Origin of the sequence: Caballeronia concitans (assembly GCF_001544615.1) — a bacterium.
GTDB classification, from domain to species: domain Bacteria; phylum Pseudomonadota; class Gammaproteobacteria; order Burkholderiales; family Burkholderiaceae; genus Caballeronia; species Caballeronia concitans.
Window position 1 is genome coordinate 205441 of record NZ_FCNV02000005.1, and the last position, 21169, is coordinate 226609.

The following is a 21169-nucleotide window of genomic DNA, read 5'->3' on the forward strand; positions in this document are numbered from 1 at the left end:
CCCCGGCGCACACAAAAAAGCCGCACCTGAGTGCGGCTCTTCGATACGTCGACGGCAATGACCGTTACTGAATCCCCTGGCTCGCCAGGAAATCCTCGTAGTTCCCGCCGAAGTCGCGCAGCGTGCCGTCCGTACGCACTTCGATGATGCGATTCGCCAGCCCGCTCACGAACTCGCGGTCATGCGACACGAAAATCAGCGTGCCTTCGTACTTCTCGAGCGCGATCTGCAGCGATTCGATGGACTCCATGTCCATGTGATTGGTCGGCTCGTCCATCAGCAGCACGTTGTGGCGGCCGAGCATCAGCTTGCCCCAGATCATGCGGCCCTTCTCGCCGCCCGACAGCACCTTCACGTTCTTCCTGATGTCGTCCGCGTTGAAGAGCAGACGCCCGAGCGTGCCGCGCACCATCTGATCGTCGTCGCCTTCCTGACGATACTGATCGACCCATTCCGTGAGCGTTTCGTCCTTCGGAAACTCTTCGTACGTGTCCTGCGGCATATAGCCGACGTTCGCGTTCTCCGCCCACTTGACCGAGCCGCCGTCCAGCTGCAGCGCGCCCTTCAGCGACTTCAGCAGCGTGGTCTTGCCCGCGCCGTTCTCGCCGATGATCGCGATACGCTCGCCCGGCTGCACGCTCAGGCTGAAGTTCTGGAAGATGGTCCGGTCGTACTTCTTCGTGATGCCTTCGGCCACGACCGCGATGTTGTGCAGCTTCTTCTCGAAGTCGAAGCGGATGAACGGATTCTGCCGCGACGACGGCTTGAATTCCTCGATCTTGATCTTGTCGATCATCTTGAGACGGCTGGTTGCCTGACGCGCCTTCGACTTGTTCGCCGAGAAGCGGCGCACGAAGTCCTGCAGGTCGGCCACGCGCTCTTTCGCCTTCGCGTTCGCGGCCTGCTGGCGTTCGCGCGCCTGCGTGCTTGCGAGCATGTAGTCGTCGTAATTGCCTGGATAGACCTTCAGCGTGCCGTAATCCATGTCCGCCATGTGCGTGCAGACCTGGTTCAGGAAGTGTCGATCGTGCGAGATGATGATCATCGTCGAGTTGTACTGGTTGAGCACGTCTTCCAGCCAACGGATCGAGTTGATGTCGAGGTTGTTGGTCGGCTCGTCGAGCAGCAGAACGTCGGGCTTCGAGAACAGCGCCTGCGCGAGCAGCACGCGCAGCTTCCAGCCCGGCGCGATGTTGCTCATCGGCCCGTTGTGATCCGCGATGTTGATGCCGATGCCGAGCAGCAGCTCGCCCGCGCGCGATTCGGCCGTGTAGCCGTCGTATTCCGCGAACTTCGCTTCGAGTTCGGCGGCGCGCATGTAGTCGTCGTCGGTGGCGTCCGGGTTCGCGTAGATCGCGTCGCGCTCGGTCATCGCGGCCCACATTTCGGTGTGGCCCATCATAACGACGTCGAGCACGCGCATGTCTTCATACGCGAACTGGTCCTGGCGCAGCTTGCCGAGGCGCACGTTCGGCTCGAGCATGACGTTGCCGGAACTCGGTTCGAGATCGCCGCCGAGGATCTTCATGAAGGTCGACTTGCCGCAGCCGTTCGCCCCGATCAGTCCATAGCGGTTCCCTTCGCCGAACTTGACCGAAATGTTCTCGAAGAGAGGCTTCGGCCCGAATTGCATGGTGATATTGGCGGTAGACAGCACGGCGCGTCCTTTTGAATGATGTACGACGAAAAACCTAAGATTTTAGCAGCTTTTAGCCGGGATTTCCTGCGGCGATGCGGGCAGCGCCGGCCGGACGTCCCGCGCGCGATCCAAAGCGGCGCGGGGCGCGGCCCTCGATCAGGCCGCGCCCCGCGCTGAGCATCCGCGAAAGGGAAAACTCAGGTTCGCTCGGCGATGAACGCCTTCACCACGGCTGCATCTGCCGGAACGATATCGAACCTTTGTGGCAGTTTTTCAAGTCCCACGAACGCCGCCGGACGCTCCGGCTCCCGATGAAGCGCCTCGCGGATCGTCTCGCCGAATTTGATCGGCTGCGCGGTTTCGAGCACGATCATCGGCACGCCCGGCTTCAGGTTTTCGCGCGCGACCTTCACGCCGTCGGCGGTGTGCGTGTCGATCATCGTGTCGTAACGCTCGAACACGTCGCGGATGGTGTCCACGCGATCGTCGTGGCTGCTCTTGCCCGATACGAAGCCGAACTCCTTCACGCGCGCGTAATCGCCGCTCGCCGCGAGATCGAAGCCGCCCTTCTCTTCGACATCGCGGAAAAGCTGCATGACGCGCGCCGGATCGCGGCCGAGCAGGTCGTACACGAAGCGTTCGAAGTTAGACGCCTTCGAAATGTCCATGCTCGGCGACGTCGTGTGATACGTCTCCGCCGCGCCGCGCACGCGATACACGCCGGTCTTGAAGAACTCGTCGAGCACGTCGTTTTCGTTCGTCGCGACGACGAGCTGGTCGATCGGCAAGCCCATCATGCGCGCGATATGCCCCGCGCACACATTGCCGAAGTTGCCCGACGGCACCGTGAAGGACACGCGTTCGTCGTTGCTCTGCGTCGCGGCGAAATAGCCCTTGAAGTAGTAGACGACTTGCGCGACCACACGCGCCCAGTTGATCGAATTGACCGTGCCAATCTTGTGCTTTGCCTTGTACGCGTGATCGTTCGATACGGCCTTCACGATGTCCTGGCAGTTGTCGAAATTGCCTTCAACCGCCAGATTGAAGATGTTCGGATCTTGCAGCGAGAACATCTGCGCGGTCTGGAAGGCGCTCATCTTCTTGTGCGGCGAGAGCATGAAGACGCGCACGCCGGCCTTGCCGCGCATCGCGTATTCGGCGGCGCTGCCCGTATCGCCCGATGTCGCGCCGAGAATGTTCAGCGTCTCGCCGTGCCTGGCCAGCGCGTACTCGAACAGATTGCCGAGCAGTTGCATCGCCATGTCCTTGAAGGCGAGCGTCGGTCCGTTCGACAATTCCAGCAGCGACAGCGGCGCGCCGTTCTCGACACCGAGCGTCTTCAGCGGCGTGATCTGCACCGCGCTCTCTTCGTGGCGCACGTTGCTGTAGACCTGCGCGGTGTACGTCTTGCGCGTGAGCGAGCGCAGGTCGTCGGCGGGAATGTCGTCGCTGAACTTGGAGAGCACTTCGAACGCGAGATCCGCGTACGAAAGCGTACGCCAGCGTGCGAGTTCATCGGCGGAAACGCGCGGATACTCGGCGGGCAGATACAAGCCGCCGTCCTTCGCGAGACCGCCCAGCAGAATGTCCGAAAACGTGTGGCGCTCGTTCGAGCCAGCGCCGCGCGTCGAAATGTAGTTCATGTCACGCCCTGGTTTAGTTCAGCACTGCCATGCGCAGCTTCGTCACGTTTGAAACGACCGTGGAGAGCGCTTCGATCTCCGCGATCGCCGCGTTTGCGTTCTTCTCCACCGTTTCGTGCGTGATGAGAATGATGTCCGTCTCGCCCCTGTTGCCGCCGTCGACCTGCTCCGATTCCTTCTGCAGCAACGCGTCGATGGAAATGCCCTTGTCCGCGAGAATGCGCGTGATGTTGGCGAGCACGCCCGTCACGTCCGCCACGCGCAGGCGCAGGTAATAGCCGCTCGTGATTTCGTCGATCGGCAGGATCGGCGTGTTGGAGAGGCTGTCCGGCTGGAACGCCAGATGCGGCACGCGATGCTCCGGATCGGCGGTATGCAGGCGCGTCACGTCGACGAGATCGGCGACCACGGCCGACGCCGTCGGCTCCGCGCCCGCGCCCTTGCCGTAGTACAGCGTGGTGCCGACCGCATCGCCCTGAACGACGACCGCGTTCATCGCGCCTTCCACGTTCGCGAGCAGGCGCTTTTCCGGCACGAGCGTCGGATGCGTGCGCAACTCGATGCCCTTCTCCGTGCGGCGCGCGATGCCCAGCAGCTTGATGCGATAACCCAGTTCACCCGCGTAGCGAATGTCGATGGCCGCGAGCTTGCTGATGCCTTCCACGTACGCGCGATCGAACTGCACCGGCACGCCGAACGCGATGGCGCTCATGATCGTGACCTTGTGCGCGGCGTCGACGCCTTCGATGTCGAAGGTCGGATCTGCTTCCGCATAGCCCAACTCTTGCGCGCCCTTGAGCGCGGTCGCGAAGTCGATGCCGCGATCGCGCATCTCCGAAAGAATGTAGTTCGTCGTGCCGTTGATGATGCCCGCGATGGCCTCGATGCGATTCGCGGTCAGCCCTTCGCGCAGCGCCTTGATGATCGGAATGCCGCCCGCGACGGCCGCTTCGAACGCGACCATCACGCCCTTCGCGCGGGCCGCTTCGAAGATTTCGGTGCCGTGGACCGCGAGCAGCGCCTTGTTGGCCGTCACGACGTGCTTGCCGTTGGCGATCGCGCGCAACACCAGTTCGCGCGCGAAGCCCGTGCCGCCGATCATCTCGCACACGATGTCGATGGAAGGATCGTCGACGACGGCGTGGAAGTCATCCGTGATCGCGACGCCTTCCGCGGCCTGCGCCTTCGCCGGCGTGCGCACGGCAACGCGCGTGATTTCGATGCCGCGTCCCGCGCGTCGTTTGATTTCTTCCTGGTTGCGCCGCAGCACCGTGAAAGTGCCGCTGCCCACCGTGCCGAAGCCCAAGAGTCCTACTTTGATCGGTTCCATACTGCGCGAGTCTTTATAGAGAAATTAAGCGGAGTGCCGTTTGCGATAGCCGTCGAGGAAGCGCGCGATGCGGTTGATCGAATCGGCGAGATCGTCGACGTTCGGCAGGAAGACCACGCGGAAGTGGTCCGGCGTCGGCCAGTTGAACCCGGTGCCTTGCACGAGCAGCACGCGCTCTTCGAGCAGCAGGTCGGTGATGAACTGCTGGTCGTCGGCGATCGGGTACATCTTCGGGTCGAGCTTCGGGAACATGTAAAGCGCGGCTTGCGGCTTCACGCACGTAACGCCCGGAATGGCCGTGAGCATCTCATACGCGAGGTCGCGCTGCTTGAAGAGGCGTCCGCCCGGCACGATCAGGTCGTTGATGCTCTGATAGCCGCCGAGCGCCGTCTGAATGGCGTACTGGCCGGGCACGTTCGGGCACAGGCGCATCGACGCGAGAATGCCGAGCCCTTCGAGATAGTCCTTCGCGCGGCGGCGGTTCTCTTCGATCAGCCCGGAAATCGCCATCCAGCCCGCGCGATACCCGCACGAGCGGTAGCTCTTCGACAGGCTGTTGAACGTGACCGTGATGACGTCTTCGGAGAGCGCGGCCATCGACGTGTGCGTCTTGCCGTCGTAGACGATCTTGTCGTAGACCTCGTCGGCGAAGATGATGAGCCCGTGCTCGCGCGCAATGCCGATCAGTTCCTGCAGCAGTTCGTCCGAATACAGCGCGCCGGTCGGATTGTTCGGGTTGATGACGACGAGCGCCTTCGTGTTCGGCGTGATCTTCGCGCGGATGTCGTCGAGATCGGGCATCCAGCCGTTGCCTTCGTCGCACATGTAGTGGCGCGGCGTGCCCGCCGAAAGGCTAACGGCCGCCGTCCACAGCGGATAATCCGGCGCGGGCAGCAGCACTTCGTCGCCGTCGTTGAGCAGCGCCTGCATGGCCATCACGATCAATTCGGACGCGCCATTGCCGATGAAAATGTCGTCCAGTTCCACGCCCGCCACGCCCTTTTGCTGCGTGTAATGCATGATCGCCTTGCGCGCCGCGAACACGCCCTTCGAATCCGAATAGCCCGACGAACTCGGCAGATTGCGGATCATGTCCTGAATGATCTCGTCCGGCGCGTCGAAACCGAACGGCGCGAGATTGCCGATATTCAGCTTGATGATGCGATGCCCTTCTTCCTCGAGGCGCTTCGCGTGTTCGAGCACGGGTCCGCGAATGTCGTAACAGACGTTTTGCAGCTTATTGGATTTGAGGATCGGTTTCACGGCGGGCGGCTCTGGTGATGGACGGATGCGATGTGGTTCTTGCGACGTTGCTCGGGACGTCCGATGCAGGCGGCCGGATACGGCTGCGACAACCGGCGCACCGCTCGGAAGTATCGACGAAAACGGGTGTTACGGGGTTGTGCGGAGCCGACACGGCTTTGGGTTTGCGCCTTCCGGCGTGGCGGGTAACGCTTCGCCAGATAGGGCGCGGGCGCTGCCGGCCGGATTGCGTGTCGATGGCGGCTTGTGGCGGCACGCGAGCGCAACGGTTGCCGCCCAAGCAGGACCGGCGGCCGGAAAGTTATAATTTACCGATTATGGCCCGGTTCCGCAATGCACCAAAGCGCGGCGCGAAATCCGCCGCGGCGGCGTCCAGCCGGGGCCGTGTCTGCCCTTCCTCTCTTGCCGGATCTTCGTTTTGAAACTTCACCAGGAATCGAGCGGCGCACTCAATACGATCACGAGCTACGGAGACGACTTCGTCGCGATCAATCTTCAACGGCACGAAGGCAGCGTCATCGTGATACCGGACGCGCCCGTCGAAAGCTGGCCGGTCTCGTCGTTCGACGCGCTCACGCCCGAGCATTTCGACGCCCTCGTGCAAGCCGCGCCCGAGGTCGTGATCTTCGGCAGCGGAGCGAAGCTGCGTTTTCCGCATCCGCGGCTCGTCGCGCAACTGGCGAAGCATCGCATCGGCGTGGAGACGATGGACTTCGGCGCGGCCTGCCGCACCTACAACATCCTGATGTCCGAAGGCCGGCGCGTCGCCGCTGCGCTGCTGATCGAGGCGTGAGCCGCGCGCCTGGGCGTCGCTTAAGCGTTCGCTAAGCTTCCGTTAAGGCGAAATCGGCGACACTCGCGCGTCGCGGCGGGACGAAGCCCGGAGCCGGTGCGCCAAAATGCCGAATCCGGCGACGCGTGCGATACACTCCCGCCCGGCGTCCGTCACGCCTCGCGCGAGCGGCCGGCGGACGCAGCGGCGCGAAGCCGCTTTCACCGGGCTTTCCGTTGCGTTTTTTCCGTCCTGGCGACCCGCGCGAGAACTTGCGCCGCACTTTGGTGCCTGAACCAGGTCGCGAGGACGCGGACACGCTGGCCGCGCCTTCCCGCGCGCCACGACGCCGCAAAAAGCCCATTTCGATTCACTAGCGCCGCATCGCGGCATCGGACAGGTCGACTTCATGAACGATACGCCTTCGCGGCTACCGCTCACACGTCTTTCGCTCACGCTTCTCGTCATCGCGCTCGCGATCGTATGGTTCGCGCCGCTCGGACTGCGCCATCTGGTTCCGAGCGACGAAGGCCGTTACGCGGAAATGGCGCGTGAAATGTTCCTCACCGGCGACTGGATCACGCCGCGCTACAACGGCTACAAGTACTTCGAGAAGCCGCCGCTGCAAACCTGGGCCAACGCGCTCACCTTCGCGTGGTTCGGCATCGGCGAATGGCAGGCGCGGCTTTATACCGCGCTGACGGGCTTCGCCGGCGTGCTCCTGATCGGCTTCACCGGCAAGCGTGTCTTCAACGCGATGACCGGCTTCGCCGCCGCCGTCATCCTCGCGACGTGCCCATACTGGAGTCTGCTCGCTCACTTCAACGTGCTGGACACGGGCCTCGCGTTCTGGATGGAAGTCACGCTGTGCGCCCTCCTGCTCGCGCAGCGCCCCGGCCTGCCCGCCCGTCAGGTGCGCCTCTGGATGTGGCTCTGCTGGGCCGCGATGGCCGCCGCCGTGCTCTCCAAGGGACTCGTCGGGCTGATTCTGCCGGGCGCGGTGCTCGTCATCTATTCGCTCGTTTCGCGCGACTGGGCGCTGTGGAAGCGGCTCTACATCGGCAGCGGGCTGATCGTCTTTCTGATCGTCGCCGGGCCGTGGTTCGTGCTGGTGCAGATGAAGAATCCCGAGTTCTTCAACTTCTTCTTCATCGTCCAGCAGTTCAAGCGTTATCTGACGCCCGAGCAGAATCGCCCGGGGCCGGTCTATTACTTCGTGCCGGTGCTGATCGTCGGGTTCCTGCCGTGGCTGTCGGTTGCGTTCCAGAGCGTGCGCCACGCCGTGAAGACGCCGCGTCAGCCCAACGGCTTCGCACCCGTGACCATGCTGCTGGTCTGGTCGGTGTTCATCTTCCTGTTCTTCAGCGCGTCGCATTCGAAGCTGCTTTCCTACGTGCTGCCCATCGCGCCGGCCATCGCGCTCGTGATCGGCCTGTATTTGCCCTCGCTCACGAAGAATCAGTACCGCATGCATCTGATCGGCTATGCGGTGTTTCTCATCGCGGCGGCGTTCGGCGCGATCTTCATCGGCCGGGCGGGAAGCGCGAACACGCCGAACGCGCTGTATCGCGCGTTCCAGGTCTGGGTCTATGCGGGTATCGCGGTGGCGTTCGTCGTGACGATCTTCGCGCTCTGGCTCAACCGGCGCGGCGTGCTCGCGGGCGCGGCGGGCTTGGGCGCGGCGTGGCTGCTGCTCGGCACGATCGCGGGCACCGGCCACGACGTCTTCGGCGTGGAAAGCTCGGGCGTGAAACTCGTGCCCGCCGTGAAGGCCGAGATGGCGAAGCTCCCGCCCGACACGCCGTTCTATTCGATCGCGAAGCTCGATCACACGATGCCCTTCTACCTCGGCCACACGATGATCATGGTGCAGGAAGCCGACGAACTGAGGTTCGGCGTCGCGACCGAGCCGCAGAAATGGCTGCCGACCATCGACGACTGGGTGAAGCGCTGGAACGCCGACCGCTACGCGCTGGCGCTCCTGCCGCCCGCGCGCTATGACGAAATGCTCGCGCGCGGCGTGCCGATGAAGGTCATCGCCCGGGACGCGCGGCGCGTGATCGTCGAAAAGCCGCAGCCGTGATGGCCGAGACGGCGCACATCCCGCATGCGGGCGTGCGCCGGTGAACCGAGTATCCTTATTCCCCAACCGATGAACCCGATTTCCTTCACTTGCATCGTCATCGGCGTATTGTTGAACGCGTGCGCCCAACTGCTGCTCAAAGCGGGCGTGAACGCCGTCGGCCATTTCGATATGACCCCGACGAACATCCTGCCCGTCGGCATCAAGATCGCGACCCAGTGGCCGATCATCGGCGGGCTCGCGTGCTACGTGGTGAGCGTGGTCGTGTGGATCGTCGGGCTGTCGCGCGTCGACGTGTCGGTCGCCTATCCGATGCTGTCCCTCGGCTACGTCGTCAACGCATTTGCGGCATGGTATTTGTTCGGCGAAGTGCTGTCGGTGCAGCGGCTCGTCGGCATCGGCATCATTCTCGTCGGCGTGGCCGTGCTCGCGCGCGGCTGATCCCGGTTCACTCCCTTTTGTTAAGCAATCATTCCATGACTCAGACATCGCGGCCGTTCCTGCCCTTCGTCAAGCCAGAGATCGACGAGGAAACCATTCAGGGCGTCGTCGACGTGCTGCGCTCCGGCTGGATCACCACTGGCCCGCAGAATCAGCAATTCGAAGCCGAGCTGTCGGCGTACTTCGGCGGCCGTCCGGTGCGCGCGTTCAATTCCGGCACCTGCACGATGGAAATCGCCTTGCGCATCGCGGGCGTCGGTGCGGGCGACGAAGTCATCACCACGCCGATGACCTGGGTGTCGACCGCGAACGTCATCCTGGAAGTGGGCGCGACGCCGGTTTTCGTCGATATCGATCCGGCCACGCGCAACATGGACCTGAACTTGCTTGAAAAGGCCATCACGCCGCGCACCAAGGCGGTCATGCCGGTGTATCTCGCGGGGCTGCCCGTCGACATGGACCGGCTCTACGAGATCGCGCGCGCGCACAAGCTGCGCGTGATCGAGGACGCCGCGCAGGCGTTCGGCTCGACGTGGAAGGGCAAGCGCATCGGCTCGTTTGGCGATCTCGTCTCGATCAGCTTCCACGCGAACAAGAACGTGACGTCGATAGAAGGCGGCGCGCTCGTCATGAACAACGAGGACGAAGCGGAGCTGGCGCGCAAGTACCGGCTGCAGGGCATCACGCGCACGGGCTTCGACGGCATGGATTGCGACGTGCTCGGCGGCAAATACAATCTGACCGATGTCGCGGCGCGCGTCGGTCTCGGGCAGTTGCGGCAGGTCGAACGCTTCACGGAAAAGCGCCGCGAGCTTGCGCGCGCCTATTTCGACGCGTTCGATGGCGGCGCGGCCGTGCGCCTCGGCGTCGGGCTGCCGCCGCGCAATTTCACCGACAGCAACTGGCACATGTTCCAGATCGCGCTGCCGCTCGACACGCTGCAGCTCACGCGCGCGCAGTTCATGGAGCAGTTGAAGGAGCGCGGCATCGGTTCCGGCGTGCACTATCCGGCGCTGCATCTGTTTTCGCTGTATCGCGCGCGCGGGTTCGGAGAAGGCATGTTCCCGCACGCCGAACGCTACGGCGCATCGACGGTCACGCTGCCGCTCTTCACGCTGATGACCGCGGACGATGTCGCGCGCGTCGTCGCCGCGGTAGACGAAATCTGCGAGCAATATGGCCCCAACCGCTAACGACATGCTCAGGAAATGCACAGCCACATGAGTCCTACGGATTTTCCGGCGCGTTCGCCCGAAGTCTCGATCATCATCCCGGTGTACAACGAGGCGGAGGGCCTAGCCGCCCTCTTCGAGCGGCTTTATCCGGCGCTCGATGCGCTCGGTACGTCGTATGAAGTGATCTTCATCAACGACGGCAGCCGCGACAAGTCGGCGGCGCTGCTCGCGCAGCAGTTTCACGTGCGCCCGGACACCACGCGCGTGATTCTTCTCAACGGCAATTACGGCCAGCACATGGCGATTCTCGCGGGCTTCGAGCAGTCGCGCGGCGAGATCGTCGTCACGCTCGATGCCGACTTGCAGAATCCGCCGGAAGAAATCGGCAAGCTCGTCCAGAAGATGCGCGAAGGCTACGACTACGTCGGCACCATCCGCCAGCAGCGCCAGGACAGTCTGTGGCGCAAGAAGGCGTCGCGCGCGATGAACCGCCTGCGCGAGCGCATCACGAAGATCAAGATGACGGATCAGGGCTGCATGCTGCGCGCGTACAGCCGGCACATCATCGACACGATCAACCGGTGCGGCGAAATCAACACGTTCATTCCCGCGCTCGCGTACACCTTCGCGCAGAACCCGATCGAAGTGGACGTCGCGCACGAAGAGCGCTTCGCGGGCGAATCGAAGTACTCGCTCTATAGCCTGATCCGCCTCAATTTCGACCTCGTCACTGGCTTCTCGGTGGTGCCGCTGCAATGGCTGTCGTTTATCGGCGTGATCCTGTCGGTCGGCTCGGCCGGCCTCTTCCTGCTGCTGTTGATTCGCCGCTTCATGTTCGGCGCGGAAGTCCAGGGTGTGTTCACGCTGTTCGCCATCACGTTCTTCATGCTCGGCGTCATCATCTTCGCGCTCGGGCTGCTCGGCGAGTACATCGGACGCATTTATCAGCAAGTGCGCGCGCGGCCGCGATACCTCGTGCAGACGATTCTCGAACAGCGCGACGGGCTGCCGATTGCCGCGCAACAGGCGCCCGACGTGATTCAGCCGGTGCAGCCGGTGGCTGCGGTCGTGAGCCGCGAGGACAACGGCCGATGAAGCCGCGCGCCGTCGTATTCGCCTATCACAACGTCGGCGTGCGCTGCCTGCAAGTGCTGCTCGCGCGCGGCGTCGATGTCGCGCTCGTCGTCACGCACGAGGACAGCGCGAGCGAGAACATCTGGTTCGGCAGCGTCGCGCAGGTCGCGGCGGAACATGGCATCGACGTCATAACGCCCGCCGATCCGAAGTCGCCCGACGTGCACGACGCCGTCGCCAAAGCCGCGCCGGACTTCATCTTCTCGTTCTATTACCGGCACATGCTGCCGGTCGCGCTGCTCGCGCTTGGCAAGCGCGGCGCTTACAACATGCACGGATCGCTGCTGCCGAAGTATCGCGGCCGCGTGCCGACCAACTGGGCGGTCATCAACGGCGAAACGGAAACCGGCGCGACGCTGCACGAAATGGCGGCGAAGCCGGACGCCGGCGCGATCGTCGCGCAGACGCCCGTGCCGATTCTCCCCGACGACACCGCCGCGCAAGTCTTCGACAAAACCGTGGTCGCCGCCGAGCAGACGCTCTGGCGCGTGCTGCCCGCCCTGCTGGCCGGCGAAGCGCCGCATCTGCCGAACGATCTCGCCGCCGGCAGCTATTACGGCGGGCGCAAGCCGGAAGACGGCCGCATCGACTGGACGCAGCCGGCACAGCGCGTCTACAACCTCATCCGCGCCGTCGCACCGCCTTATCCGGGCGCGTTCACCGACATTGGCGAGCACCGCTTCGTCGTCGCCCGCGCGCGGCTCGTGCCCGAAACCGGCGCGCCGGGCGCAACGCCGCAGACGCTCGCGGCGCTGCGGAGTTTGCCGCCGGGCCTAAGGGTGACGGATAATGCGCTGTTTGGCGTCTGCGGCGACGGCCGCGTCATCGCCGTGCACGAACTGCGCCATCGGCTCCTGGACGCCGCGTCGCACGCTTTCGGCGAAGAACGCGCCGTCGATCCCGCCGAATTCGGCCGACTCATTCAATCCACTCGTCATTCATGAAAAAAGTTCTGATCCTCGGTGTCAATGGCTTCATCGGCCATCACCTGTCCAAGCGCATCCTCGAAACCACCGACTGGGAAGTCTTCGGGATGGACATGCAAACCGATCGCCTGGGCGAGCTCGCGAATCACGAGCGGATGCACTTCTTCGAAGGCGACATCACGATCAACAAGGAATGGGTCGAGTATCACGTCAAGAAGTGCGACGTGATCCTGCCGCTCGTCGCGATCGCCACGCCCGCCACGTACGTGAAGCAGCCGCTGCGCGTGTTCGAGCTGGACTTCGAGGCGAACCTGCCGATCGTCCGCTCGGCCGTGAAGTACGGCAAGCATCTGGTGTTTCCGTCGACCTCCGAGGTCTACGGCATGTGCACCGACGAGCAGTTCGACCCGGAAAACTCCACGCTCTCCTACGGCCCCATCAACAAGCCGCGCTGGATCTATGCGTGCTCGAAGCAGCTGATGGACCGCGTGATCTGGGGCTACGGCATGGAGGGCCTCAACTTCACGCTGTTCCGTCCGTTCAACTGGATCGGCCCGGGCCTCGACTCCATCTACACGCCGAAGGAAGGTTCGTCGCGCGTGGTCACGCAGTTCCTCGGCCATATCGTGCGCGGCGAGAACATCAGTCTCGTCGACGGCGGCGCGCAGAAGCGCGCGTTCACGGACATCGACGACGGCATCGGCGCGCTGATGAAGATCATCGAGAACAAGGGCGGCGTCGCGACGGGCAAGATCTATAACATCGGCAATCCGAAGAACAACTTCTCGGTACGCGAACTGGCCGGCAAGATGCTGGCGCTCGCCAACGAGTTCCCGGAGTACGCGGAAACCGCGAAGCAGGTGCAGCTCGTCGAGACGTCGTCGGGCGCGTACTACGGCGCGGGCTATCAGGACGTGCAGAACCGCGTGCCGAAGATCGACAACACGATGCAGGAACTCGGCTGGGCGCCGCAAGCCACCATGGACGACGCGCTGCGCAAGATTTTCGAGGCGTATCGCGGAATCGTGGGCGAAGCGCGCAAGCTCGTCGAACAGGCCGATCAGGACTGAGGGACGACGGGTGGCTCGCATCGTCCTGAAGATCGACGTCGATACGCTGCGCGGCACGCGCGAAGGCGTGCCGAACCTCGGGCGTCTGCTCGACAAGTACAGCGCCCGCGCAACGTTCCTTTTCAGCCTCGGCCCGGATCACACCGGCTGGGCGCTGCGCCGCGTGTTCCGGCCGGGCTTCCTGCAGAAGGTGTCGCGCACGTCGGTGGTCGAGCATTACGGCATCAAGACGCTCATGTACGGCGTGCTGCTGCCGGGGCCGGATATCGGCAGGCAGGCGGTGTCGGAGATGCGCGCGATCCACGAAGCCGGCTTCGAATGCGGCATCCATACGTGGGATCACGTCTACTGGCAGGACAACGTGCGCTCACGCGACCGCGCGTGGACAGTCGCGCAGATGCAGCAAAGCCATGCGCGCTTTATCGAGATCTTCGGTGCGCCGCCCGTCACGCACGGCGCGGCGGGCTGGCAGATGAACGGCTACGCGTTCGAACAGATCGATGCGTGGGGCATGCGGTATGCATCCGATGGACGCGGACACACGCCCTACATTCCCGTCCTCGACGGCCGCACGCTCGATCACATCCAGATGCCGACCACGCTGCCGACGCTCGATGAAATTCTTGGCGTGGATGGCGTCGATGAAAGCAACGTCGCGGCGCATCTGCTGCGTCATACGATGAACAATCCGCACGATCAGGTGTTCACGCTGCACGCGGAGCTGGAAGGCCAGAAGCTCGCGCCGGTGTTCGAGCAGTTGCTCGCCGGCTGGCGCGCGCAGGGACACAGCTTCGCCACGATGGGCGACTATCATGCGACGCTCGACCGTTCCACGCTGCCCTCGTACCCGGTGACATGGGGCGAGATTCCGGGCCGCGCGGGCGAACTGATCGTTCAGCCGGGCTGAGCAGAATTAACGGGAGCGCCGCGCGCGCTTGCCTTCCACCAAGATCAACGACAACAGGAGAAAACTACGTGCCAGTCGCCGTCGACCAGCCCGTTCCCGACTTCACCGCGCCCGCGACGGGCGGCGAGTTCACGCTTTCGAGCCTGCGCGGCCAGAAGGTCGTGCTGTTCTTCTATCCGAAGGACAACACGCCCGGCTGCACGACGGAAAGCCTGGGCTTTCGCGACCACTACGAGCAGTTCAAGGCGGCCGGTGCGGAGATCGTCGGCATCTCGCGCGACAGCGTGAAGTCGCACGACAACTTCAAGGCGAAGCTCGAACTGCCGTACACGCTCGTTTCCGATTCCGACGAAGCCATCTGCTCGCTCTTCGATGTCATCAAGATGAAGAAAATGTACGGCAAGGAAGTGCGCGGCATCGAACGTTCGACGTTCCTGCTGGATGCCGACTGCGTGCTGCGGCGCGAGTTTCGCGGCATCAAGGTGCCGGGGCACGTCGAGGCTATCGTCGAGGCTGTACAAGCGATTTGAGGCACGTTATATTGGTTCGCAATGAGCGCCTGTCCACCCCATTCCCTTTGCCTTTGCGCGAGCCGCCGTGCGCCTTTCGGTGCGGTCGGCATGGACCCGGGCTACGTGGGACGGGCACGGCGCAGGCGCTCTGAAAGAGAAGTCAGCCGCTGGTTCCGGTAGCCCGGACGGCGGCTTTTTTATTTGCGTCGCGCGGCGGCCAGCGTGATCGGCTGAAGGCGCGTCGTGAGCCACGCATCGAGGAGCAGATCGAAACCTAGGCGAACCGGCGTTTTCGACAACGAAGCGCGCCACCCGGCGCAAACTGCGGGATACCTAGCGCTTAACGCTGTATGGGCAAACGAGCAGGATGCGACAGGCGGCGCACGACACATGACCCGATTCCTTCTGAGGGAACACCATGCCTTTGCCTACCGCCCCGGCCAAGCTCGGCCATCTCCTTCCGGCCGAAGAGTACAAGGCCAAAGCCAGGCCATCGAAGCAGTCGAAGAAGACTGCAACGAGCGATGACGACGCCAGCGGCTCCGTCGAAACCGTCGCTGCGGAGCGTCCGCAAGCCGCGAATGCCGCGCATACGCTGCGCGCCATCGCGAGCGATGTGCTGACGCAAGTGCCGCTGGAAGCGCCGGTGGAATCGGCTGTTCCCGCTCCCGCGCCGCGCGGCCGTCGGACCAAACAGACCGCGGCGCTCTTGCAGCCCGTGCCGAGCGCGCGCGCGAAGCCTGACGAAGCGCAACCCGGAACGCAGCCCCAGAGCCGCGAGGAAGCACGTCCCGCGAAACGCGAAGCACGCACCGAAGCGCCCGCGACGACGCCCGCCGCTCCGGCCACCGCGCCCGCGAAAGACGCGCGCGTCCAACAGAAGCGCCGTCAGCGCGGCGCGGTCGAAGAAGAGCTGCGCAAGCTCTTCGTGCTCGACACCAACGTGCTGATGCACGATCCGAGTTCGCTCTTCCGCTTCGAGGAACACGACGTCTATCTGCCGATGATGACGCTCGAGGAACTCGACAACCACAAGAAGGGCATGTCGGAAGTGGCGCGCAATGCGCGTCAGGTGAGCCGCACGCTCGATGCGCTCGTCGCGAACGGCGGGCAGATGTCGGAAGGCATCGCGCTCGCCGCGCAAGGCAATCGCGATGCGCTCGGCCGCCTGTACTTCCAGACGACGCTCACGGATATCGAGCCGGTCGAAGGCCTGCCCGTCGGCAAGGCGGACAACCAGATTCTCGGCGTCGTGCGCGCGTTGCAGAAGGAAAGGCCGGATCGCCAGGTCGTGCTGGTGTCGAAAGACATCAACATGCGGATCAAGGCGCATGCGCTCGGCTTGCCCGCCGAGGACTACTTCAACGATCAGGTTCTCGAAGACAAGGACCTGCTCTATTCCGGCGTGCGCGCGCTGCCGCAGGACTTCTGGACGAAGCACGCGAAGGGGATGGAAAGCTGGCAGGACACGAAAACCGGCACCACGTACTATCGCGTGACCGGGCCGCTCTGCCCGTCGATGCTCGTCAACGAGTTCGTCTATCTGGAGCCGCAGAACGGCGAGCCGTCGTTCCACGCGGTCGTGCGCGAGCTGAACGGCAAGACGGCGCTGCTGCAAACGCTGCGCGACTACGGGCACCACAAGAACAACGTGTGGGGCATCACGGCGCGCAATCGCGAGCAGAATTTCGCGCTCAACCTGCTGATGAACCCGGAAGTCGATTTCGTCACGCTGCTCGGCCAGGCGGGCACCGGCAAGACGCTGATGGCGCTCGCCGCCGGACTCGCGCAAGTGCTCGACGACAAGCGCTACAACGAGATCATCGTGACGCGCGCGACGGTGCCGGTCGGCGAGGACATCGGCTTTCTGCCGGGCACCGAGGAAGAGAAGATGCAGCCGTGGATGGGCGCATTCGACGACAACCTCGAAGTCCTGCAGAAAACTGACGACGCCGCCGGCGAATGGGGCCGCGCCGCGACGCAGGAGTTGATCCGCTCGCGCCTGAAGGTGAAGAGCATGAACTTCATGCGCGGACGCACGTTCGTGGACAAGTACGTGATCATCGACGAAGCGCAGAACCTGACGCCCAAGCAGATGAAAACGCTCGTCACGCGGGCGGGTCCGGGGACGAAGATCGTGTGCCTGGGGAACATCGCGCAGATCGACACGCCGTATCTGACCGAGGGCAGTTCGGGTCTCACCTACGTGGTGGACCGGTTCAAGGGATGGTCCCACAGCGGCCACGTGACGCTCGCGCGCGGCGAACGCTCGCGTCTGGCGGATTACGCATCGGACATTCTCTAAGACTACGGGCGCGTTTTGTGATCAGCCCGGCGGAGCGATCCGCCGGGCTTTTTTTCGTCCCCACGTTCCGCCGGTGTGACAGTTATGGCACAAACTTAAAGTGAAATATCACGATTTCTTGCCGCACGGCCGTGCGACGGCTACTATCGGCGGAATTATCCGTTCTGGCGAGCGCTGCTCGCCGCCTGCTCGAAATGCGTCGAATCTGGCTGCCGTTCGTTGTCACCCTTCTGCTCGCCGCGTGTGGAACCGCGCCGCAGCAGGCAGCGCGCAAGCCGGCCGTTTCTGCGAGCACCGTCCCGCGCGCGTATGCGCCGCCGTCGGGCTTCCCGAATTTCGTCGATCACAGCGTCGGGCGTGAAGAAATCTCCATTCAGGCGATGTCGCTCGTCGGCGTGCCGTATCGTTGGGGCGGCAACACACCCGACGCCGGTTTCGACTGCAGCGGCCTCGTGCGCTATGTCGTCGATCGCGCCGCATCCGTTAATCTTCCGCGCACGACCGGTGAGATGAGCGGGCGCGGCGAGTCGATCGAGCCGGATGAAATCGCGACTGGCGACCTCGTTTTCTTCAATACGACGGGCCGGCCGCATTCGCATGTCGGCATCTATGTGGGCAAGCTGCGCTTCGTGAATGCGCCGTCGACCGGCGGCACCGTGCGGCTCGACTACCTGACGAACCCGTACTGGGCGAAGCGTTTCGACGGGATTCGACGCGTCGCCCCGGCGAAGGCCGCGCCGACGCCGTTCGACGGACCGACTTATCTGGCGTCCGGAGCGCAATCGGTGACGGCGGCGCAGGTTTCCGCTTCGAGGCCGCAAGCGCCTGTAGCGGCGGAAGCGCCCCCTTCGGTACGTCAAACCGCCACCGCCGATGCTTTCGAGCCACCGCCCGCATCGCTGAGCGCGGCGCAACGGCAATCGTCCGCCGCGCGTCGATCCGCTACCGCTGACGCCTTCGAACCGCCGCCTGCGTCGATGAGCGCCGCGCAGCGCCAGGCGCAATCGGCTGTCGCAGGCAACGCCGCGCCCGATCCGATCCAGGCCGCCGCCGATGCCTTCGAGCCGCCCCCGCCCACGTGGCGCGCGGCACGCAGTCAGGCGCAGGCGGCAAAGGCCGTCGCGCCGTCAGAGCCCGCCGAGCCGCCCGTGCACATCATGCGCGCCTCCACCGGTTCGCTGACCGCGCCCCGTCCGGCCTCGACCGACGATCCCATCGCCCGCTTCGCCGCCGGCAGCAACTGACGCCTGCCGCGCCTCTCTGCTATCGTGTTCCGATTCATCCCACAGCGGCACCAAAGAACCGATAGGAGCGAACCATCATGGACCTGGGTCTTGCCGGCAAGGTCGTCCTGATCACGGGCGGCAGCAAGGGCATCGGCTTTGCCTGCGCGAAGGCGTTCGCGCGTGAAGGCGCGAAAGTCGCGATCGTCTCGCGCGACGCCGCCAATCTCGCGCGGGCGCGCGAACAGCTTGCGGCCGACGGCCATCACGTTCACCTAGCCCGCGCGGACCTGCACGAAGCGCACAGCGCCGAGGACGTCGTCGAGGAAGCGAGCGCGGCGCTCGGCGCCATCGACATTCTGATCAACAGCGCAGGCGCCGCGCGCCGCTACGATCCCGATTCGCTCGACGCCGCCGCTTACAAAGCCGCGATGGACGCGAAATATTTCTCCTACGTCTACCCGCAGCAAGTCGTGCTGAAGCGCATGGCCGAGCGCCGTCGCAACGAGCCGGACGCGGAGCCGGGCGCGATCGTCAATATCGTCGGGATGGGCGGGAAAATCGCGACGGACATCCACATCGCGGGCGGCGCGGCGAATGCGGCGCTGATGCTCAATACGGTCGGGCTCGCGCATCATTACGCGAAGCTCGGCATCCGCATCAACGCGATCAACCCCGGCGCGACGCTGACCGAGCGCGTCGAGGAAGCGCTCGAACTGGAGGCGCAACGGCAAGGCGTCACACGCGATCAGGTGCTCGCCGACAGTCAGGCCAAAGTGCCGCTCGGCCGTTACGCGAAACCGGAGGAAATCGCCGACGTCGCGCTCTTCCTGGCGAGCCGCCGCGCGAGTTACGTGTCGGGCGCGATCATCCCGATGGACGGGGTATCGTCGCCGATCATTTGAAGCGCTGCGGCCCGCGCATTGGCGGGCCGCAGGCGAAGCAGGACGCTCAGAAGATGTGGTGGCCGATCCACCAGCCCGCAGCAGCGAGCGCCGCCGATGCGGGGATCGTCAGCACCCACGCCCACACGATATTCCCCGCGACGCCCCAGCGCACCGCGCTGAACTTCTGTGTCGCGCCCACGCCGACGATCGCGCCGGTGATGGTGTGCGTCGTGGAGACGGGAATGCCGAGCATCGACGCGAGGAACAGCGTGATCGCCCCGCCCGTCTCCGCGCAAAAGCCGCCGACGGGCTTCAGCTTCGTGATCTTCTGCCCCATTGTGCGGACGATACGCCAGCCGCCGAACAGCGTGCCGAGACCCATCGACAGATAGCACAGCGCGATCACCCAGATGGGCGGCGCGTCGGCGGTGGACGAGGCGTAGCCGGTGGCGATCAACAGCATCCAGATGATGCCGATGGTCTTCTGCGCGTCGTTGCCGCCGTGGCCGAGCGAATACAGACCCGCCGACACGAGCTGCAGGCGGCGGAAACGCCGGTCCACCTTCGACGGCGGCGTGCGGAAATACATCCACGACACGAGCAGCATGAAAAACGAGCCGAGCACGAAACCGAGCAGCGGCGAGATGAAGATGAACGCGACGGTTTTCAAGAGCCCGTCCCAGTTCAGCGATCCCCAGCCCGACTTGGCGAGCGCCGCGCCGACGAGCCCGCCGATCAGCGCATGCGACGAACTCGACGGAATGCCGTACACCCACGTCACGATGTTCCAGCCGATCGCCCCGACCAGCGCGCCGAAGATGACGTAGTGATCGACGATTTGGGGGTCGATCGTCCCCTTGCCGACCGTGGCGGCCACCTTCAGGTGAAAGATGAAATACGCAATGACGTTGAACGCGGCCGCGAACGCGACGGCTTGCTGCGGCTTGAGCACGCCGGTCGAAACGACCGTGGCGATGGAGTTGGCAGCGTCGTGGAAGCCGTTCATGAAGTCGAACACGAGTGCGACTATGACGAGCGTGGCGACGGCCCAGAGGGCGAGTTGAATCGAATGCATCAGTTGGTGTTGTTTTGACCGGGCTTGAAGTGCGGCCCCGTCTGTGTCGTCAGCACCCGCCGCGCGCGATCCAATGCTGCGCGAGCGCGGGCTCGGGCGGCATGATCAGGCGTTTTCCAGCACGATGCCTTCGATGATGTTGGCGACGTCCTCGCACTTGTCGGTGATCGTCTCGAGAAGCTCGTAGATCGCCTTGAGCTTGATGAGCGTCTTCACGTCGTCTTCCTCGCGGAACAGCTTCGACATGGCCGAGCGCAAGACGCGGTCCGCGTCCGACTCCAGACGGTCGATTTCCTCGCAAATCTTGAGGATTTCGCTCGCGCGCTTCATGTCTTCGAGCAGGCTGACGGCGTTCTGCACGCGCAGGCACGTGGCCGTGCAGATGTGCGCAAGCTGGCTCGCCTCGGACGTCACGGCGCGCACGTCGTACAGCGAAATGGCCGTGGCGACGTCCTCCATCAGATCGAGGATGTCGTCCATCGTGGTGATCAGCTTGTGGATTTCGTCGCGATCGAGCGGCGTGATGAAAGTCTTGTGCAGCAGATCGATGGTTTCGTGCGTGAGCTTGTCAGCGCGCTTTTCGTTGGCCTGCACGTTCTGCTTGTGGACCTCGGCTTCGTGGAGGTTGTCTATCAGCAGTTCGAGTTCCCGGCTTGCATCGACCATGCATTTCGCATGCGCGTTGAAGATCTCGAAAAATTTGCCCTCGGTGGGCATGAAACGACCGAACATGAAATTCCCGCTAAATGGGTCAATGAGGCTGTCATCAAACTGACGTATTGTA

At 64.1% G+C, this 21169-nt stretch carries 18 protein-coding genes; 12 read left to right on the forward strand and 6 right to left on the reverse strand.

Annotated features, from left to right (window positions below):
• Window positions 1–64 precede the first annotated feature (64 nt).
• From AWB72_RS15155 to AWB72_RS15170, 4 genes are all read right to left on the reverse strand, one after another.
• Window positions 65–1657, reverse strand: a complete 1593-nt coding sequence (locus AWB72_RS15155) for an ABC-F family ATPase (protein ID WP_040049494.1) — start codon at window positions 1655–1657, stop codon at window positions 65–67.
• A gap of 179 nt (window positions 1658–1836) precedes the next feature.
• The gene (thrC, locus tag AWB72_RS15160) at window positions 1837–3282 is read right to left on the reverse strand and encodes a threonine synthase (protein ID WP_087128157.1); all 1446 of its coding nucleotides are present in this window, start codon (window positions 3280–3282) and stop codon (window positions 1837–1839) included.
• Between the two features lie 13 nt (window positions 3283–3295).
• On the reverse strand, window positions 3296–4612 hold the full coding sequence (locus tag AWB72_RS15165; protein WP_040049492.1) for a homoserine dehydrogenase: 1317 nt from the start codon (window positions 4610–4612) through the stop codon (window positions 3296–3298).
• A 24-nt stretch (window positions 4613–4636) separates the two neighbouring features.
• On the reverse strand, window positions 4637–5875 hold the full coding sequence (locus AWB72_RS15170; RefSeq protein WP_167550962.1) for a pyridoxal phosphate-dependent aminotransferase: 1239 nt from the start codon (window positions 5873–5875) through the stop codon (window positions 4637–4639).
• A 418-nt stretch (window positions 5876–6293) separates the two neighbouring features.
• On the opposite strand from AWB72_RS15170, the gene AWB72_RS15175 reads away from it, so the two are divergent.
• The 12 genes from AWB72_RS15175 (at window position 6294) to AWB72_RS15230 (ending at window position 19328) form a co-directional block, all read left to right on the forward strand.
• Complete coding sequence (locus tag AWB72_RS15175) at window positions 6294–6668, forward strand: Mth938-like domain-containing protein (RefSeq protein ID WP_040049490.1); 375 nt, start codon at window positions 6294–6296, stop codon at window positions 6666–6668.
• A gap of 388 nt (window positions 6669–7056) precedes the next feature.
• Entirely contained in the window at window positions 7057–8730 is a 1674-nt protein-coding gene (locus tag AWB72_RS15180; protein WP_040049489.1) for a glycosyltransferase family 39 protein, read from the forward strand.
• Window positions 8731–8799: 69 nt separating this feature from the next.
• Entirely contained in the window at window positions 8800–9171 is a 372-nt protein-coding gene (locus AWB72_RS15185; RefSeq protein WP_040049488.1) for an SMR family transporter, read from the forward strand.
• 35 nt (window positions 9172–9206) lie between these two features.
• On the forward strand, window positions 9207–10364 hold the full coding sequence (locus AWB72_RS15190) for a DegT/DnrJ/EryC1/StrS family aminotransferase (protein WP_040049487.1): 1158 nt from the start codon (window positions 9207–9209) through the stop codon (window positions 10362–10364).
• A 27-nt stretch (window positions 10365–10391) separates the two neighbouring features.
• Window positions 10392–11441 carry a glycosyltransferase gene (locus tag AWB72_RS15195; protein WP_040049486.1) on the forward strand — a complete coding sequence of 350 codons (1050 nt, stop codon included), beginning with the start codon at window positions 10392–10394 and terminating at the stop codon, window positions 11439–11441.
• Window positions 11438–12424: a formyltransferase gene (locus AWB72_RS15200; RefSeq protein ID WP_040049485.1), complete on the forward strand. Its 987-nt coding sequence runs from the start codon at window positions 11438–11440 to the stop codon at window positions 12422–12424. The genes AWB72_RS15195 and AWB72_RS15200 overlap by 4 nt, the downstream gene beginning before the upstream one ends.
• Complete coding sequence (locus AWB72_RS15205) at window positions 12421–13476, forward strand: bifunctional UDP-4-keto-pentose/UDP-xylose synthase (RefSeq protein ID WP_052449766.1); 1056 nt, start codon at window positions 12421–12423, stop codon at window positions 13474–13476. The genes AWB72_RS15200 and AWB72_RS15205 overlap by 4 nt, the downstream gene beginning before the upstream one ends.
• Window positions 13477–13486: 10 nt before the next feature.
• Window positions 13487–14383, forward strand: coding sequence for a polysaccharide deacetylase family protein (locus AWB72_RS15210; protein ID WP_040049484.1), 897 nt, complete (start codon window positions 13487–13489; stop codon window positions 14381–14383).
• A gap of 68 nt (window positions 14384–14451) precedes the next feature.
• The gene (locus AWB72_RS15215) at window positions 14452–14913 is read left to right on the forward strand and encodes a peroxiredoxin (RefSeq protein WP_040049483.1); all 462 of its coding nucleotides are present in this window, start codon (window positions 14452–14454) and stop codon (window positions 14911–14913) included.
• 400 nt (window positions 14914–15313) lie between these two features.
• Window positions 15314–17200, forward strand: coding sequence for a PhoH family protein (locus AWB72_RS15220; protein ID WP_040049482.1), 1887 nt, complete (start codon window positions 15314–15316; stop codon window positions 17198–17200).
• A 194-nt stretch (window positions 17201–17394) separates the two neighbouring features.
• Complete coding sequence (locus tag AWB72_RS15225) at window positions 17395–18444, forward strand: C40 family peptidase (RefSeq protein ID WP_040049481.1); 1050 nt, start codon at window positions 17395–17397, stop codon at window positions 18442–18444.
• 77 nt (window positions 18445–18521) lie between these two features.
• Window positions 18522–19328, forward strand: coding sequence for an SDR family oxidoreductase (locus tag AWB72_RS15230; protein WP_040049480.1), 807 nt, complete (start codon window positions 18522–18524; stop codon window positions 19326–19328).
• 46 nt (window positions 19329–19374) lie between these two features.
• Here AWB72_RS15230 and AWB72_RS15235 read toward each other — a convergent pair whose 3' ends face one another.
• Together AWB72_RS15235 and AWB72_RS15240 are read right to left on the reverse strand one after the other, a co-directional pair.
• On the reverse strand, window positions 19375–20385 hold the full coding sequence (locus AWB72_RS15235) for an inorganic phosphate transporter (protein WP_040049479.1): 1011 nt from the start codon (window positions 20383–20385) through the stop codon (window positions 19375–19377).
• A 105-nt stretch (window positions 20386–20490) separates the two neighbouring features.
• A complete protein-coding gene (locus AWB72_RS15240; RefSeq protein ID WP_040049478.1) occupies window positions 20491–21117 on the reverse strand; it encodes a DUF47 domain-containing protein in 627 nt (208 codons plus the stop codon).
• Between the last annotated feature and the right edge of the window lie 52 nt (window positions 21118–21169).